Origin of the sequence: Legionella sp. PATHC035, from assembly GCF_026191115.1 — a bacterium.
GTDB lineage: Bacteria > Pseudomonadota > Gammaproteobacteria > Legionellales > Legionellaceae > Legionella.
Window position 1 is genome coordinate 2176496 of the sequence record NZ_JAPHOT010000001.1, and the last position, 16363, is coordinate 2192858.

Below are 16363 nucleotides of genomic sequence, written 5' to 3' on the forward strand. Positions count from 1 at the left end.
GGGGAGAAGGGATATCTCTTAGCTTAATGACAGTGGCGTAATTGTTCACAGCCATCAATGATGCAATATTCCCTCTACCCCTTGTGGGACAGAGCTGAGGTGTGCGCCCTCAATTTCTCATCCGCCTGCGGGCACCTTCTCCCTTGGGGAGAAGGGATATCTCTTAGCTTAGTGACAGTGGCGTAATTGTTCACAGCCATCAATGATGCAATATCCCCTCTCCCACAGGTGGGAGAGGGGTAGGGGTGAGGGTGTTCTTCTTCCCCTATAGAGAAAAAAAATTCTCTTATAAATTCTTATCCGCGTACTCACAAAGCTCCTGGATGATGCATGTCTTGCAGTGAGGGCTTCGTGCCGTACACACGTATCGTCCATGCAAAACCAGCCAATGATGGGCATCTTTTAAAAATTCAGGATCTATGTTTTTTACGAGTGCTTTTTCCACCGCTAAAGGGGTTTTCCCTTTAGCAAGTCCAGTCCGATTTGCTACTCGAAAAATATGGGTGTCTACTGCAACAGTGGGTTCACCAAAGGCTGTATTTAGAATGACATTGGCGGTTTTGCGCCCCACTCCAGGTAGAGACTCCAATTCTTCACGTCCATTGGGAACTTGTCCATCATACTTTTTAACCAACAAAGCACAGGTTTTGATAATATTTTGTGCTTTGCTGTTATAAAGACCGATTGATTTAATATATTCCTTTAATTGTTCCAGTCCCAAATCTAGAATATCTTGAGGCGAGTTGGCAACAGAAAATAATTTAGCGGTTGCTTTATTGACGCCAGCATCCGTTGCTTGTGCTGATAAAATGACCGCGATTAATAACTCAAAGGGAGAATGATAAACTAATTCAGTCGTTGGATGAGGATTTTGCTCACGAAAGCGTACAAAAATTTCTCGACGTTTTAGCTTATTCATAATTTTTTCGCTTTTACACGTGCCAATGCTTGTTGAATGTAGTCTTGCTTAGCCTGTATGTCTTGAGTTTTATCTGCTTTCAAAGCAAGTTGGCGTTTTTCTCTATAAGCTTGTTGCTTTTCATGTTCCTCGCGCAATAAACGGGTTTGTTTCGCATGAAAACGTGTGCGTGCCAAATCTTTATCGTAATGCACCTCAGGTAAAGTAACCATCTCAATGCAATCAACCGGACAGGGTGCGACACACAAACCACAGCCGGTGCATTCATGTTCGATTACGGCATGCATTAATTTGCCACTGCCAATGATTGCATCGACTGGACACGCTTTGATGCATTTGGTACAACCAATACACTCTGCTTCACGAATGACTGCAACCGATGGCGCTCGAGTCTTTGCAAGTGCGTCTGGCAAATAAGGAGTTGGGTCAACCTGCAATAATGCTCCTAGCGCTTTGACGGTGGCAACTCCTCCAGGAGGACATTTATTAATCGTGGTTGTCCCTTGAGCCAAGGCTTCAGCATAGGGTAAGCAACCAGGAAAATCGCATTCACCGCATTGAGTTTGGGGCAAAAGCACGTCAATTTCTTTAACTGAGGCCATTGTACACCTGTTTGGATTGCTCCAGCATGGCTAGTATTTTTTCCTTTTCAACACGCACCATTAAGGGCTGGAAAGTATTGAGATGGTGATTCAATAAGGGATGATCAAGTGCATCCCAAGTAAGCGGCGCGCAATTCAAAAAGTCTTCCGCGGCTTTTGCCATCAGCGGCAATACCGGCTTTAAATAAGTGATGAGGATGCGAAATAAATTAATTCCCATGGTGCAAATGTCTTGAACTTCAGATAAACGTCCTTCCTCTTTGGCCAAAACCCAGGGTTTATTCATATCAATGTACTGATTTACTTTATCGGCACAATCCATGATGTGGCGAATAGCGCGTGCGTAATCACGAGAAATAAAAGATTCGATGACCTCCGCACGCATTTCCAGCAGTTCTGCATACAGCTGCGGATCACTTAAGCGGTCACTGAGACGATTATCAAAGCGTTTATTAATAAAACCGGCACAACGACTGGCGATGTTGACCACTTTACCCACCAAATCAGCGTTGATGCGATTGATAAAATCATCAAAATTTAAATCCAAATCATCAACACGGCCATTGAGTTTGGCAGCAAAATAATAGCGAAGGTATTCAGGATGTAAATGGTGTAAATAAGTTCGCGCTTCAAGGAAAGTCCCACGTGATTTAGACATTTTTTGACCGTCAACAGTCAAAAAGCCATGGGTATAGACTGCTGTGGGCATGCGATGACCACTGGCAGCAAGCATGGCGGGCCAAAATAACGCATGAAAGTAAACAATGTCTTTACCTACGAAGTGGTACAATTCGGTTGCGGAGTCCTTATCCCAAAACTCACTAAAGGAGATATTCTTCTCGTCACAGTATTTCTTAAAACTGGCCATATACCCAATAGGGGCATCAAGCCACACATAGAAGTATTTGTCGGTAGTCCCAGGAATAGGAAATCCAAAATAGGGCGCATCGCGCGAAATATCCCATTGTTTTAATCCGGCGGCAAACCATTCATCCAGCTTGTTCGCTACTTCTGCTTGCAAGTGACCACTCCGGGTCCATTCTTTTAAGAGATGCTCATAACGAGGCAAATCAAAAAAGTAATGCTCTGAATCTTTTTCTATAGGTTTGGCACCAGAGATAGCAGATACCGCATCGATGAGATCCGTCGGGGAGTAGGTTGCACCACATACTTCACAGTTATCGCCATATTGATCTTTAGCACTGCATTTGGGGCATGTTCCTTTGACATAACGATCGGGCAAAAACATTTGTTTTACGGGGTCATAAGCCTGGCGTATGGTTCTTTTTATTATTGAGCCATTTGCTTGCAATGCCTCGTAAATTGCTGACGCCAATGCCTGGTTTTCTGGGGAGTGGGTGGTGTGATAGCAATCATAATCAATGGCAAAGGCTTTGAAGTCTTGTTCATGGCTTAACTTAATTTCAGCAGTCAACGCTTCTGGTGTAATCCCCAGTTGCTCTGCTTTCAACATAATTGGGGTCCCATGCGCATCATCGCCACAAATGCTGATGCACTCGATGCCCGACATTTTATGGGTGCGCACCCAGATATCCGTTTGAATATGTTCGACTAAATGACCAAGATGTAAATGGCCATTTGCATAGGGTAAGGCGCTGGTTACCAGCATTTTACGTTGTTTTGCCATCAATGAGTTACCTGCTAGTATAAAATGAGAGATTATAACGCATATGAGTGATAAATGCTGTAGGTAACTGAGTTATTGCTGGGGTCTTAATGATAGGCATGTTTTACTATCAGGCGCGTCATGCGCACGGCATTGGCGAATTTTAATTGGATTGCCGCCCTTTTGCGTGTACCAATAAAAAAACGCGGCCTAGGCCGCGTTTTAGCGTAATTTACAGTCAGTAGACTAGATATTGCTTGCAACCTTTTGTCCAGTTTGATGAGCATCTAAGTCCAGACCACCAAGCAAATCTTCTTCTGTTCGTTTTTTAGGAGCATCAGTAGTAGTTACACCAAGTGGTGGAAAGTGACGTACTGTTGTATCTTTCTCTTTCTTTTCACCTTTAGAAGAACCTAAAGTGCTGAGTGCGCTAGGAGAATTTGGTGTGAAAGGTGCTTCTTCCTGCTCATCATTTTCAATAGTTGAAGCGAGCGAAGAATATTGGCGTTTAGCACGAAACTCTTTACAACAGCCTGAAACCCATTTAGCAAAGTTGCCAACAGCAGCACCTAAATAAGCTACAGTAGAAGCAGCTACAAAAGATACGGCAGAAGCAAGACCGATTTGCGCAAGAGCGTTAGCGCCAACGATACTTGCAATCGAAATACCGTAGACTGAGAATGCAGCAACAGCAGTTAAAGCAGCAGGCCACAAGAATAAAGTAAGAGCAACAGCACCAGCAACAGCTAAAGAAGCCCAAGCAGCAACAGCAATCGCTTTCTTGTGCGCACTTAAAAAGTCAGCAGCTGTACGAGTAAGAGCTTTAATACCATCCCCTACCAAGCCAACTACAAGCTTGATGGCGTCAACTAAATAGCCAACTAGACCACGATTAACCGTAACTTGACCGGTTTTTTTATCTTTTTCAGTAGAGCCTAGTAAGAATTTAGCAATGCCGGTAAAAGCAGTAGCTGGTGCATAGGCAAGCCCACTGAAGAAATTTCCGATGCTTTTTTTTGTTTGTTGTGAAAATAATGCCATGTTTTACTCCAAGGTTATAAATCACGGCGGATAATAGCAATGTTTTTGCAATATGTGAACCAAAAATGCTCAGTTTGTTGTAACAAAAGTGTAAAATTATTTGATTTTTTGGAGTCAATAGTTTAAAAAAAGTTCAAATAATTACCTTATTGAACTTTAAGAGCAATTATTGATCTATTGATTCTTTAGTTATCAGTTAGGGACTATTAATACCTGGTTTTAACCGATATTCCTTATCGGTTTGATGAATTACGGTATAGCGTAGGGTCAGCAACCCCAGCTCCGATAAATCCACGCTGTCTAAACGTACAACTGTCGCAATCACCGCACGCTTCGCCAGCATCATTTGCCTGATAGCATGAAACCGTTAAGCTGTAATCAACGCCTAAGCTTGTTCCTAATTGAATGGTCTGTACCTTACTCAAATGCTGTAAAGGCGCGTGAATCGAAAAATGATCCCCAGTGACTCCAGCTTTGGTTGCCAAATTAGCTAAAGTTTGAAACGCATCGATAAATTCGGGACGACAATCCGGATAATGCGAATAATCCACAGAGCTTGCCCCGATAAAGATATCTCGTGCCCCTATGGATTCAGCAAGGCCTAAGGCCATTGCCAAGAACATGGTATTGCGAGCAGGAACATAAGTGACGGGAATCTCAGAGCCCCCCTGAAAAGCTGGTACTTCTATTGTGGAATCAGTCAAAGCGGAATTGCGGAACAGTTCTGTATCTAAAGAAACAATATGATGTTTGGTCACTTTATAATGTTGCGCAATACGCTGTGCGGCGAGCAACTCAGCAGAATGCCTTTGTCCATAAGCAAAACTCAGTGCATAGCAGGAAAAACCCTTTGATGTGGCTAAAGCCAGACAGGTCGTTGAATCCAGACCACCAGACAGTAAGACTACCGCTTTTTTCATAATATTAATGTCTCCGTGAAGAATTTAGCTATTTTATAACCTATACAATAAACCTCAGAAAAAGAGAGGGTTTCTGTCCCGCCTTATCGAGCAGTTACCTTTTTTTAGGTCAAAAATGCTGTTAGAATGCTGCAAATTATGCCATAACATGGGACCTTATGACGACTACTCTTTATCCTGTTATCCTCGCTGGTGGTTCTGGAACTCGTTTATGGCCGTTATCTCGTAAAAATTACCCGAAACAATTTCTGGCCTTAAATGGAGAGTTATCCCTATTACAGCAAACGGTAAAAAGGGCTCAGAACTTGGTGAGTACTCAATCTCTTATAGTGAGTAATGATGCTCATTATTTTCTTTGCCAGGATCAATTAAATCACTTTACCCAGTCAATGACTTATCTGCTGGAGCCTTGTGCCCGCAATACCGCTCCGGCGATTGCCTGTGCTGCTCATTATTTATCGCAAATAGCCGGCCCCGAGGCAGTGATGTTAGTACTTCCTTCAGATCATTGGATAGCGGATGATCAGGCATGGCAAGAGGCGATGTTGGTCGGGGCGCAATGTGCACTGGAACATCAGGTTTTAGTCACATTTGGTATTAAACCGGATAGCCCTAAAACAGGATATGGCTACATAGAAGCGGGCATGCCACTAACGGATAAGGTGCAGCAGGTTTTAAGTTTCAGAGAAAAGCCAGCCATTGAGGTGGCAAAAGAGTTTATCGCCAGCGGCAATTATTTTTGGAATAGCGGCATGTTTGTATGCCGTGCTGATGTCTATCTTCAGGAGCTAGTTGAATACCAACCTGATATTTATTATTTTAGCCAGCAAGCGGTTTTAAAAGCCCAGCATCATCATGATTTTTTACGTCTCGATCTCGAGTGCTTTTCGCGTTGTGAAGCAGAATCAATTGATTATGCGATTATGGAAAAGACTAATAAAGCAGCAGTTATCCCTGTTTCCATGCAGTGGAGTGATTTAGGTTGTTGGTCTGCAGTTGCCGATGCAAACATACCTGATCAAGATGGAAATACGGTGACTGGAAAAGTGATTGCTCAGCAGAGTACGAATTGCTTGATTCATAGTACCGACATTTTGGTCACTGCAATCGGCGTTCAAGATCAAATTATTGTAGCAACCCAAGATGCTGTTTTAGTCGCAGACAAGCAATATTCACAGCAGGTTAAGGATTTGGTGAGTTCTTTAAGTAAAGATCATCATCAAGTAACCCAGGACCATCAACGGGTATCTCGCCCATGGGGATATTATGAGATTTTGGCCGAAGGTGCTTCCTTTAAAGTAAAGCGACTGATGGTCAAACCTGGAGCACGTTTATCCTTACAAATGCATCAGCATCGAGCCGAACATTGGGTTGTTGTCTCTGGGAAAGCAGAAGTAATCAATGATACGCAAACAATCCACTTATCTGTAAATCAATCGACTTATATTGCCCAAAATACGCTGCATCGATTAAGCAACCCCGGGGATGAACCGCTGTATGTCATTGAGGTACAAAGCGGAGCCTATTTGGGAGAAGATGATATTAAGCGCTTTGATGATATTTATGCCCGTGATCTTTCCTAAAAATTGAGTCATCAGAAAGTTGGGTCTTGGCCCAATAAAAAGATTGATCCTCCCTGTTGGGTCAAGTCCCAATCTAAAAGAGCAAACACTGAATTTTACTTCATGGGGCATCTTACCCCGAGTTTTACCTTATTTCGCCTCAAACTAGGATTAAGTGCCTCTTAAAACGCATTATTTTATAAAATTTTGGTTTCAAATGTGTAAATCAATGTATGTACATCTTGTTTTTTAAATTGATTTTATGTTATAAAAAAGAACAGATTAATTTTTTACTTAGATTAAATGAATTAGTCGCCGAAATTCATGAACACCGAGGTGGCACCTATGGCAACAAGTAGCGCAATTCTTCAATCCTTTCTTCGAGATGCATTAAAAGAAAATAAGGAACTTGCTGATTTGAGCTTCGAGGATTTGCTCAAGTACAACAGAGCAGAGTGCGGCCTTATCCAAATCGATCCAGAGCAGGTTAATTTTGAAGAAGACATTGAATTTGACACCATCAGTCGATTGCTGCATGGCAATAACGGCATCGTTTTGCAGGAAGGTGCGCTTTATTATGTCGATATTAATGCTGAGCAAAAAACAGTACGTATTCAGTTCCTGGAAGAACCAGAAGAACTTGATCCGACCGCACAGACTTTTGAGTACCATCAATCTCTTCGCCTTCAAAAGCAATATAAGCAATTAAAAAAGGCATGTTCTAAAAAATATCAACGTGCCCATGGAGAAGAGCTAGACGCTATTCGCTCTCTAACTGGTCGCGCCTATGCGGAACATCGCAGTGATAATTTTCTGCCTTCCTTAGAGTTTTATTTAGGAATATTGGATAATACGGATACGGTGATGTTTACCTATATGAATGACCAACAAAAAGAAGAGTTGGCATTCAATTTGAAAATCACCCTAATGCTTTTGGCAGCGCAACAAAAGCATGAGATTGACTATCAAAAAACAGAAAATGCAAAAAAATATGGTGAGTACATTAAAAGATGCTCAAAATTCCTGATAGAACTGGATCCTGAGTATCAAAACCGTATTAGAATTCAAAAACATCTCGAAGAACAGCTTAATTCAGCGCAGCCGGTAAAATATTTAGGCATTCCAATTGGCCAATTATTGGCCAAAGATATTATTGATTTAGCCGGTGGTACGGCCAAAGAAATCAGAGATAATATGGGGATCCTAAATGAAGCACGACTCTATTGGGTATGGGGCTCAAGTTTCTTAAAAACCGTGATTAGCCTGGTTCCAGAAGATCTTTATTATCAAAAACAGGCAACCGATGCGATCAGAATGCCTGACCCTTATACAGGAAATCTGAGCTGGATTTTGTATTACGCGCGTTTTGCCCTGAATCTGTTTTTATTACTCAAGCACACCATAAAACATCCATGGATGAGTGACGAAGAGGCAAAAACCCCTTGGCAGGAACGTTTCCTAACGCAATGGTCACAAAGAAAATTTACTTTATTGAATGATTCGATTTGGGGAACCGCCAATTTAGTATGTTTTTTCTGGCTTACTGGAAAAGGTTTATTAGGTACAGCGGGGGATGCGGTTACTCTTGCACTACTAGTTTTTGATATTCTCATCGCATCATGGGATTTGATTGAGCAAAGTACAAAACATAATAAAGCGATGCTGCAATATGAGGAAGATTTAGAACGATTAGATAGACAACTTTACTTGCTGCAGGAGCGAGAAAAACTAGGCCAGCTACAGAATGAAGAGCTAAAAGCAAAGCGTCAAATTGAGATGCAAATCAAAACATTAGAACGGGAAAAGTTAAAATGTGAAAGGGAGTGGCAGCTACAAAAGGTATCCTTAATTGTTAATATCGCCTACGCTGTGGGTTTGATGGCGGCTTTTCTGATCTTAACCATGCCATTCATGCCGATATCAGCTCCAGTTTTAGCTTCAATGGCTATTGCTGGAGCGGTATTGTGCCTTGCATTTACGATTATTAGTAGTGCAATCAGAGGAGGCATTGAAATCTATAAAACCTATAAAAATAGACAAGAGCAACAAGAGGATGCTGCTCAAAAGATTGGGGAGTTAATTAAGTTATTAAAAGAGAGTAAAGATCTCAATCAGGATGGAAAAAAGCTACTTTACCTAGAAATAAAGAAATGCCAAGCAGAAGCCGAATATCAAAAAGAGATGATGGTTTATCAATCTGTAAATTTAGTGCGCAGTATCTTGATACAGTGTATGGTTCCTGCGGTTGTTTTTGCCAGTTTGATGTTTGTGCCTCTGGGCATTGGCATACCTATGCTTGTTATGGCAGCAGCGTTGGCGATCGCATCTCAGTTGTTGGTGGATGCTTTATTTAAGCCAGAAGAAAAAGAATCGTTGAAGTTTAATGACGATGACATAGAAGATAATAAAGAATACACGGAGTTTTGTAACAAACTTCTTGAAGAACCTAAGCCTCAACCAAAACCTGAGCGTTCATTCATTTTCTCCTTGTGGAGTAAAGAATCGCCTGCAAGTGAAAAAATACCCTTATTGGGTAGTGAAGATGGCTCAACAGATACTCCAGCGGGTACTTACTCGCATGATTTTTGTTAGGTTATTGTTGGCTCAATGCTTGTAGCTCAGTTTAGCTTCGCATAATCCGGGCGACGCGTTATCCTTGGTATTTAAATCAGACACTCTAGGCAATAAATTTCCATTTAAATTCAATATTTTATGTAAAAGAAACACTGGCTTTCAGGTTCATCTTATGTATAATGTTCAAAAGAAGCTGGTTGGAGTGTCTTCATGAAAAAGCTCACTACCCTGTTGTTGCTTGTTTTTTCTGTCAACGTCGTTGCTTCTGTAGGATTTGGCGAAGCATGTGACACGCATGCAGGCATGTCTGACTCCTATGTGCTTGCTCTCAGTTCACAGCCTGGTTTTTGTCAAACCTATGGCTATGAAGCAGGTAAGCCAGAGTGCATGCACTTGTCCAAAAACTCGTATCAAGCGAAGCATCTTACCTTACATGGCTTATGGCCTAATCAGAATGCTTGTGGGCAAAGCTATGGATTCTGCGGGGTAGAACAAAAATCCAGACATTGTGCGTATCCTCCACTGAGTTTATCACCCCAAGTATCGGAAAATTTGAAAAAACTGATGCCCAGTTACAATTATGGAAGTTGTTTGGAGCGCCATGAATGGAATAAGCATGGCAGTTGTCAAATTTTGTCTGCCGATGAGTATTTTTCTTTAGCCATGCGATTGACGGAAGCGGTCGATAATTCAGTTTTAGGACAGTATCTTACCCAACATCAAGGACAGAAAGTACCATTAACTGTTTTGCGGGAGAGGGTAGCTCAAGCCTTTGGAAAAAAGAACTCTGGCAAGGTTTATTTAGGTTGTAGAAATGGTATTTTGGTTGATATTTATATTCAATTGCCGGCTTTAATCCCCTTTAATGAAGCGTTAGAATCTCTAATCGATGAGGCTCCTAATGCCCCAGTGAACGATACTTGTCCTGCTCAAGTAATGCTTTCCGATTTTAATAAGGGATCCTGGTTTTAGTTGCTCCTGGAAACAGCAACGCCAAGGATCCCCGCCCCTCCACGAATTAGCTAATTCGTAAGCACAATAGCCAAGATGGGCGCTCAAAAAATTCTGCAGCAAGTCATCATGTATTTATGAGGCCAGTGAGGCCTAAATCAGGTAGAACACAATCTTGAGTCGGTTCTACCCTGGCTGATGGACTTATTAGCCCCATAAGTAGTCTTATCATTTGAATTTCTAGGCCAATAGTGAGTTCAAAGAGTGAAGCATCATCATTGACCTTGCACATTGCCAGAACTTGCTCTAATGTAGAGGAATTATTGAAACTAGGAATGAAATCTATGCAAAAGCGGTTTTACTTATTGATTCTAAGTGTTTTTTTATTAACCGCATGCGCGCATCATGGGCACCAAAAACAAATAACACCGCCTTTACCACAAGCGGTAAAGACGAAACAAGTCAGACCAGTTCCAGCCTTTAATCAGGTGGTTATTGAAGGACCGCTCAGTGTTAATTTGCACACGGGCTATAAACAGCCGCAAGTGATTTTATCTGGTGATGCGCGTGATCTCGCCACAGTCAAAGCAGAGGTCAAACAAAATACACTGTATTTGTCTGTAGGTAATGTGCATGGTCCAGTTTATGCCGATGTTCGAGGCCAGTTTCTTAATCGCTTAATGGCTCAAGGCGTTCCTTTAATTAGGGGAAGTCAGATACATACGAGTATCTTGGATGTCTATTTGGTAAAAACGGGGAGCGTCAGATTAGGCGGTACAATCGGTTTACGCGTCTTAGATGTCAAGGGTAAAGGCCTTGTCCAAATTGGCGGTATCGCAAGCCAAAATTTACAGATACATCTGCAGGGAGACCCAAAAGTTCAGCTTGAAGGGGTTGCCAATTTAGCCAATTTGTCCATGTATGGAAATGCATGGCTTAGTTTGTATTGGGTTAGAACGGATAACTTGATAGTTCGTGCAAAGCAGAAAGCAACGCTTCAATTAGCGGGAGCAGTCAATAGGCTTGATGTGGAACTCTGGGGTAATGCTCGATTTAAAGGACGTTATTTACGTGCACAACGTAGTTTTGTAAGAACGCATGGACATTCTGTTGCAGAAATTTCGGTGGCGAAACATCAAAGTAATTTAGCTACGGATGCGAGTGATATTTATTATTATAACCTGCCAACCACGCGAGCGGACTTTATGGCTTTTGATGGATCAGTATTGGATATGCGTGAGTGGAATCAGGCAGAGTTGAAGGATTTTACTCGTTACAATAAGCAAGTCCCTTAAAAGGGCTCTTTGACCCTCACCCGAAACGGGAGAGGTGATTTTTTCTATAGGGCGCAAAGAGAGTATCTTGCCTTTCTTCCTTGTGCCTAGTTAGAACCAAGGAGCTCATCGCAGGAGTACAGGGTTACACTGAATGAGTTCCATGACGCCCAGGATGACTGAGGGGGCGAGAAGGGGCTTCTCGCGCAAATGGTAAAAGTTAAATTTCCTTAATACCCAGCGCATTGTCCATCAAACGAAGTGAAGCGTTCTCATTCTGCCTCAAAGAAGTATGCTGATTGATGCACTGAACAATCTGATCCAAATCATTATCCAATGGTAAAACATGTGCTGAGTTAGAGAGCCAATGGATTTGGGTGTTCGCTAAAGGGGAAAACATTCGCTCTATCTCTTTTGAATCAACAACCACATCATGGGTACCTAAAAAAAGATCGATTGGACAGCTTGGTGCTACCCAATGATGGGTACGAATCAAGGTAAACAGTTCAATAAGCGCGGGAATTGGCAGCTTTCTGTAGGATATTTCGGCATATTTATCCGTTTGCAGATTCCCCGCTTGTCCTCTTAGTTCACAGAATCCAAGTTTTTTGAGCACCGCAAGAAGTTTCAAGTTCTGATTAATGTTCATACGGAGTTTTAATGCAGGTGCTAAAAGGAACATATGATTGAATGTGAATGTGGTGCTCAGCTTGCATGCGATAATACCTCCAAGTGATAATCCCAGTATGTCTACTTTTGGGTATTCCTTAAATAAGGCTTCACATTCTTGCATGGCACAATCAAGCCAATCTTCAGCTTTGGCTTGTGCAAAAGCAGCGATGCTTTCAGCATGTCCAGGCAATGCAGGACAAACTAATGCATCGTATTGATTTATTTGAGGAATCAGGTAACGATACACTGCGGGGGTGGAGGTAAACCCATGTAAAAGCAGGAGGGCTCGCTCCTTTTTGGGGCCCCGTTGATTAATTGGCTTAAGCAGTGCTAAATCTTCCTTTTTTAAATCCAGCAATTGTTTGCCATGACTCATATAACGAAAATCATTTTGCTTCATCATCATTTATTATTCCATTTCAGTGCATTTGCTTTGCAAAATAAGTGTAAATTATGAGTAAATATGGTTCATATAAAATGAATCCTGATATGCTTAAGTGTATCTGAAAATACTGATTCTGCGCTATTTATTTAGAGGCAATGTTTCTTTTGATATGCTATCTTTAATATAATAGGGGTAGATATTGTAGAGGTTAAAGACAATGAGTACTGGAAAAACTGAACCTACCGATCCAAAACCAGGAAGTCAGACCCCTGGTCAAAACGTGAGTGATACACCACCTTCTCCAAAACCACAGGTCATAGCTCCTGATGTTTCTGATGGGCCAAAGCAAACCGCTAAGAAAGACGACGACAAGCCTAAGCAAGAACCCGAAGTGCCCAAAGCTAATAAAGCGGAAGGTCAGGGAAAAGAAGCGGGTAAGGATAAAAAAGACCCTATGGTGGAGTATCTGAATGATCTCGGACAAATGGTTGACGAAATTCAGGGCGATATCAATGGTGCTTTGAAAAAAGCTGCTGGTAAGGGTTTGGATAAAGCTGCAGAATCTAAGTTGGGAAAAGCTCTAGGTGGGTTAAGTGATGCCATAGGTGCAAAGAAAGACGAACTCATCGATAAAGCAAAACAAGCAGTTTCAGATAAGGTAGACGAGAAGCTTGCAGAGTTCAATAAAACCCCAGTGGGGCAAGCAGTGGGTAAATTTACCGATGCATTGAGTTCGGCTAAGAGTACGATTACCTCGCTTCCTGACAAAGCCAACGACTCAATGGTTAAGGCCTTAGAAAAACTTACCGAGAAAGTAAATAACATTGGTAAGAAGGAAGAGCTTGGTAGTGTAGTGGAAGCTGAAAATGTAGAAGCAGATGAAAAGTTTACAGTACAAAATGAACGAGAAGATGAAATAGAGCAAAATGAAGACCTAGAAGACGAACAGCAAGAAGAGCAGCAAGATGTTGACGAAGAAAATGAGCAAATGGTTGATGAGTTTGAAGAAGAAGAAGAGAACGACACTGTAATGGAACTTAGTTCTCCATCAGATACCACTACGTCTCCTATGTCGTTCGCAAAACAATCATTGCCCGAAGATTTTGGAAGTGTTTCACCTCAATCGAGTACACCAGCTCCTTCTAAAGAGTTGACAGAAGAGCAAACTGTAACTATGGGCAATACGATGTAGCCTGAGTGAAGCGAGGGAAATCCGGGGGAAAAGCTAGAACCCCGGTTTTAGCTTACAGCTTCATCCAGTTTCAATGTTTCTCAGCCTAATAATTTGTGCGGTAAGCTTTCAATACGGCCGGCTTGAGTGACCACTACATAATTTAATTTGCGTTGCAGTTCACTGATTGTGTCCGCACCAGCATAGGTCAAGCCTGATCTTAAACCGCCAACGATATCAGCAATAATGGCATCGGGATTTTCTTTGAAAGGTACCTCAGTTGCCACACCTTCAGCGGTTTTCCATTCATGCATTTGTCCTAAGAAGTTTTCTTGGGCTTCTTTTGAGGCCATGCCACGATAACGCTTTACCTTGCTGCCGTCTGGTTTTTGAATGACCTCCCCAGGGGTTGGTGAAGTACCCGCTAGCATGCCGCCAATCATGACAAAATCAGCGCCAAAAGCTAACGCTTTGACAATATCTCCCGAGGTTCTAATGCCGCCATCAGCAACAATAGAGCGATCAGAGCGAGAACAGTCTTGAATACAGGTTAACATGGGAACACCAAAACCTGTTTTAATTCGAGTACTGCATACCGAGCCGCCGCCAATACCTGCTTTGATGATATCCGCACCGCATGAGGCAAGATAATCCGCTCCAGCGTAGGTGGCAACATTCCCTGCCATGATACACCGATCAGCAAGTATTTGACGCAAGCTTTTGAGGGTCTTCCCGACATATTTGGCATGAGCATGGGCCACATCCACACAGAAATAGTCAGCGCCTGCATCACGTAATGCCGCGGCTCTTTCTAATTCAGCGGCAGTACAACCTACTGAAACAAAAACTCGATTTTGGCACTTTTTAAACTCGGCAATGTTGTCTTCAATGCTCATAAAGCGATGTAAAGCTCCCATAGCGCCTTTAGAGCCCATGAAATTGGCCATGGCACTTTCAGTAATCGTATCCATATTGGAACTGATTACAGGCAGCTCTAAGGTTAGTTTGCCCAGTCTGTCAGTACTGGCAGTTTCCACTACTCTTCTTGATTCGTGGTGGTTGTATGAGGGAACGAGTAGAACGTCATCAAAAGTGATGGCATGATCAGTCATGGTAAATCCTTAAAGTACATACTATAAATGTTCCGCTGCATAAAATGCAAGTCTTGAACGTTCGCCACGTGTCAGACTCATATGCGCGCTATGTTCCCAGTGTTTAAAGCGATCAACGGCAAAAGTTAAACCCGAAGTTGTTTCACTCAAATAGGGGGTATCTATTTGTTTAATATCACCCAGACAAATAATCTTAGACCCAGGGCCTGCACGGGTTACTAAAGTTTTGATCTGTTTTGGAGTTAAGTTTTGCGCTTCATCGATGATGATGTATCGGTTCAAAAAAGTACGGCCACGCATAAAATTTAAGGAGCGAATTTTAATTTTGTTTTGCAATAAATCTTGAGTTGCGCCGCGCCCAAAAGTACCTCCCACTTGGGAACTGTGGAGCACTTCCAAGTTATCCATTAAAGCACCCATCCACGGGGTCATTTTTTCTTCTTCGGTACCAGGAAGGAAACCAATGTCTTCACCGACAGGAATGGTTACACGGGTCATTAAAATCTCGGTATAACGGCTTTGATCCAGGACTTGGGTTAAACCTGCTGCAATCGTGAGTAGCGTTTTTCCTGTTCCAGCAGGACCTTGTAAGCTGACAAAATCGATCTCAGGATCCATCAGCAGGTTTAAGGTGAAGTTTTGTTCACGGTTTTTCGCATGGATTCCCCATACAGAATGCTTTGTATAATCGCGGGTTAGCTGGATGACCGCATGATCATGTTCCAATTTTTTCACAATCGCTTGAAACTGATCATCTTCCGTACTGATGCAATCATTGGGGTTCCATTGATGGATTAATGGCCCCGTTACCTTATAAAAGGTTTTTCCGCTTTCTTGCCATGACTCCATATCTTTAGCATGGGAATCCCAGAAATTAGTATCAAGAATATGTAAGCCTCTGTGTAACAGATTAACGTCATCAAGCACCTGATCGCTGTAATAATCTTCAGCAAGAATCCCCAGTATCCCGGCTTTAATACGCAAGTTAATGTCTTTTGATACAATAATTACTTGCTTTTTCCCGGTGTATTTTTTTTGTAAGCCCAAAGCAGTGGCAAGAATTGTATTATCTACTTTGTGTCCAGGAAGAGTCGATGGAACAACTTGATCGAATTCATCGGTTTGAAAAAATAACTTTCCACTGCACTTTTTCTTATCTGAATGCAAATAATTAGGTATGGCTAATCCGGAGACGATTTGTTCATGGGTGGAGTTACTCATGAGTTCTACCAACATGCGGTTGGTTTGGCGAACGTTACGTGCCACTTCCGATGTACCCATTTTATGATTGTCTAGTTCTTCCAGTACCACCATTGGCAAATAGATATCATGTTCTTCAAAATGATAGATAGCGGTAGGGTCATGCATTAAAATATTGGTATCAAGTACAAACAACTTCTGACGGGTATTGCTATTATCCATAAATTCACCTTGTGATTAAAACGTGTAGCCTGGGTGAAGGCGGTGCCTAACTGCTATCAAGTTATATCCCCTCTCCCGCAAGCAGGGGAGCGGCGGGGTGAGGGCTAATATGCTTGAACTCCCAATCCCCT

13 protein-coding genes are annotated in these 16363 nt (G+C 42.2%); 5 read left to right on the forward strand and 8 right to left on the reverse strand.

Annotation, left to right across the window (positions count from 1 at the left end):
• Positions 1-286 precede the first annotated feature (286 nt).
• The 5 genes from nth to queC form a co-directional block, all read right to left on the reverse strand.
• Positions 287-919, reverse strand: coding sequence for an endonuclease III (gene nth, locus OQJ13_RS09600; RefSeq protein ID WP_265710630.1), 633 nt, complete (start codon positions 917-919; stop codon positions 287-289).
• Positions 916-1521 (reverse strand): RnfABCDGE type electron transport complex subunit B, encoded by a 606-nt coding sequence (locus OQJ13_RS09605; RefSeq protein WP_265710631.1) that lies wholly within the window; start codon positions 1519-1521, stop codon positions 916-918. The genes nth and OQJ13_RS09605 overlap by 4 nt, the downstream gene beginning before the upstream one ends.
• The gene (metG, locus tag OQJ13_RS09610) at positions 1508-3169 is read right to left on the reverse strand and encodes a methionine--tRNA ligase (RefSeq protein WP_265710632.1); all 1662 of its coding nucleotides are present in this window, start codon (positions 3167-3169) and stop codon (positions 1508-1510) included. The genes OQJ13_RS09605 and metG overlap by 14 nt, the downstream gene beginning before the upstream one ends.
• Positions 3170-3394: 225 nt before the next feature.
• A complete protein-coding gene (locus tag OQJ13_RS09615) occupies positions 3395-4189 on the reverse strand; it encodes a hypothetical protein (RefSeq protein ID WP_265710633.1) in 795 nt (264 codons plus the stop codon).
• A 233-nt stretch (positions 4190-4422) separates the two neighbouring features.
• Positions 4423-5109: a 7-cyano-7-deazaguanine synthase QueC gene (queC, locus tag OQJ13_RS09620; protein WP_265710634.1), complete on the reverse strand. Its 687-nt coding sequence runs from the start codon at positions 5107-5109 to the stop codon at positions 4423-4425.
• A gap of 158 nt (positions 5110-5267) precedes the next feature.
• On the opposite strand from queC, the gene OQJ13_RS09625 reads away from it, so the two are divergent.
• From OQJ13_RS09625 to OQJ13_RS09640, 4 genes are all read left to right on the forward strand, one after another.
• Positions 5268-6692 carry a mannose-1-phosphate guanylyltransferase/mannose-6-phosphate isomerase gene (locus tag OQJ13_RS09625; protein ID WP_265710635.1) on the forward strand — a complete coding sequence of 475 codons (1425 nt, stop codon included), beginning with the start codon at positions 5268-5270 and terminating at the stop codon, positions 6690-6692.
• A gap of 324 nt (positions 6693-7016) precedes the next feature.
• Positions 7017-9263 (forward strand): hypothetical protein, encoded by a 2247-nt coding sequence (locus tag OQJ13_RS09630; protein WP_265710636.1) that lies wholly within the window; start codon positions 7017-7019, stop codon positions 9261-9263.
• A gap of 192 nt (positions 9264-9455) precedes the next feature.
• A complete protein-coding gene (locus OQJ13_RS09635) occupies positions 9456-10217 on the forward strand; it encodes a ribonuclease T2 family protein (protein WP_265710637.1) in 762 nt (253 codons plus the stop codon).
• A gap of 323 nt (positions 10218-10540) precedes the next feature.
• Positions 10541-11491 (forward strand): GIN domain-containing protein, encoded by a 951-nt coding sequence (locus tag OQJ13_RS09640; RefSeq protein WP_265710638.1) that lies wholly within the window; start codon positions 10541-10543, stop codon positions 11489-11491.
• A gap of 199 nt (positions 11492-11690) precedes the next feature.
• Here OQJ13_RS09640 and OQJ13_RS09645 read toward each other — a convergent pair whose 3' ends face one another.
• Positions 11691-12542 carry an alpha/beta hydrolase gene (locus OQJ13_RS09645; RefSeq protein WP_265711920.1) on the reverse strand — a complete coding sequence of 284 codons (852 nt, stop codon included), beginning with the start codon at positions 12540-12542 and terminating at the stop codon, positions 11691-11693.
• 202 nt (positions 12543-12744) lie between these two features.
• Here OQJ13_RS09645 and OQJ13_RS09650 point away from each other — a divergent pair, with 202 nt between their 5' ends.
• A complete protein-coding gene (locus OQJ13_RS09650; RefSeq protein WP_265710639.1) occupies positions 12745-13719 on the forward strand; it encodes a hypothetical protein in 975 nt (324 codons plus the stop codon).
• A gap of 80 nt (positions 13720-13799) precedes the next feature.
• Here the strand turns inward: OQJ13_RS09650 and OQJ13_RS09655 are convergent, their stop codons facing one another.
• On the reverse strand, positions 13800-14810 hold the full coding sequence (locus OQJ13_RS09655) for a guanosine monophosphate reductase (protein ID WP_265701882.1): 1011 nt from the start codon (positions 14808-14810) through the stop codon (positions 13800-13802).
• Between the two features lie 21 nt (positions 14811-14831).
• Positions 14832-16232 carry a PhoH family protein gene (locus OQJ13_RS09660; RefSeq protein WP_265710640.1) on the reverse strand — a complete coding sequence of 467 codons (1401 nt, stop codon included), beginning with the start codon at positions 16230-16232 and terminating at the stop codon, positions 14832-14834.
• Positions 16233-16363 lie beyond the last annotated feature (131 nt).

Excerpts from the sequence above, each read along its gene's own strand:
- nth (WP_265710630.1), bottom strand. The coding sequence starts at position 919 with ATGAATAAGCTAAAACGTCGAGAAATTTTTGTACGCTTTCGTGAGCAA.
- OQJ13_RS09605 (WP_265710631.1), bottom strand. The coding sequence starts at position 1,521 with ATGGCCTCAGTTAAAGAAATTGACGTGCTTTTGCCCCAAACTCAATGC.
- metG (WP_265710632.1), bottom strand. The coding sequence starts at position 3,169 with ATGGCAAAACAACGTAAAATGCTGGTAACCAGCGCCTTACCCTATGCA.
- OQJ13_RS09615 (WP_265710633.1), bottom strand. The coding sequence starts at position 4,189 with ATGGCATTATTTTCACAACAAACAAAAAAAAGCATCGGAAATTTCTTC.
- queC (WP_265710634.1), bottom strand. The coding sequence starts at position 5,109 with ATGAAAAAAGCGGTAGTCTTACTGTCTGGTGGTCTGGATTCAACGACC.
- OQJ13_RS09625 (WP_265710635.1), top strand. The coding sequence starts at position 5,268 with ATGACGACTACTCTTTATCCTGTTATCCTCGCTGGTGGTTCTGGAACT.
- OQJ13_RS09630 (WP_265710636.1), top strand. The coding sequence starts at position 7,017 with ATGGCAACAAGTAGCGCAATTCTTCAATCCTTTCTTCGAGATGCATTA.
- OQJ13_RS09635 (WP_265710637.1), top strand. The coding sequence starts at position 9,456 with ATGAAAAAGCTCACTACCCTGTTGTTGCTTGTTTTTTCTGTCAACGTC.
- OQJ13_RS09640 (WP_265710638.1), top strand. The coding sequence starts at position 10,541 with ATGCAAAAGCGGTTTTACTTATTGATTCTAAGTGTTTTTTTATTAACC.
- OQJ13_RS09645 (WP_265711920.1), bottom strand. The coding sequence starts at position 12,542 with ATGAAGCAAAATGATTTTCGTTATATGAGTCATGGCAAACAATTGCTG.
- OQJ13_RS09650 (WP_265710639.1), top strand. The coding sequence starts at position 12,745 with ATGAGTACTGGAAAAACTGAACCTACCGATCCAAAACCAGGAAGTCAG.
- OQJ13_RS09655 (WP_265701882.1), bottom strand. The coding sequence starts at position 14,810 with ATGACTGATCATGCCATCACTTTTGATGACGTTCTACTCGTTCCCTCA.
- OQJ13_RS09660 (WP_265710640.1), bottom strand. The coding sequence starts at position 16,232 with ATGGATAATAGCAATACCCGTCAGAAGTTGTTTGTACTTGATACCAAT.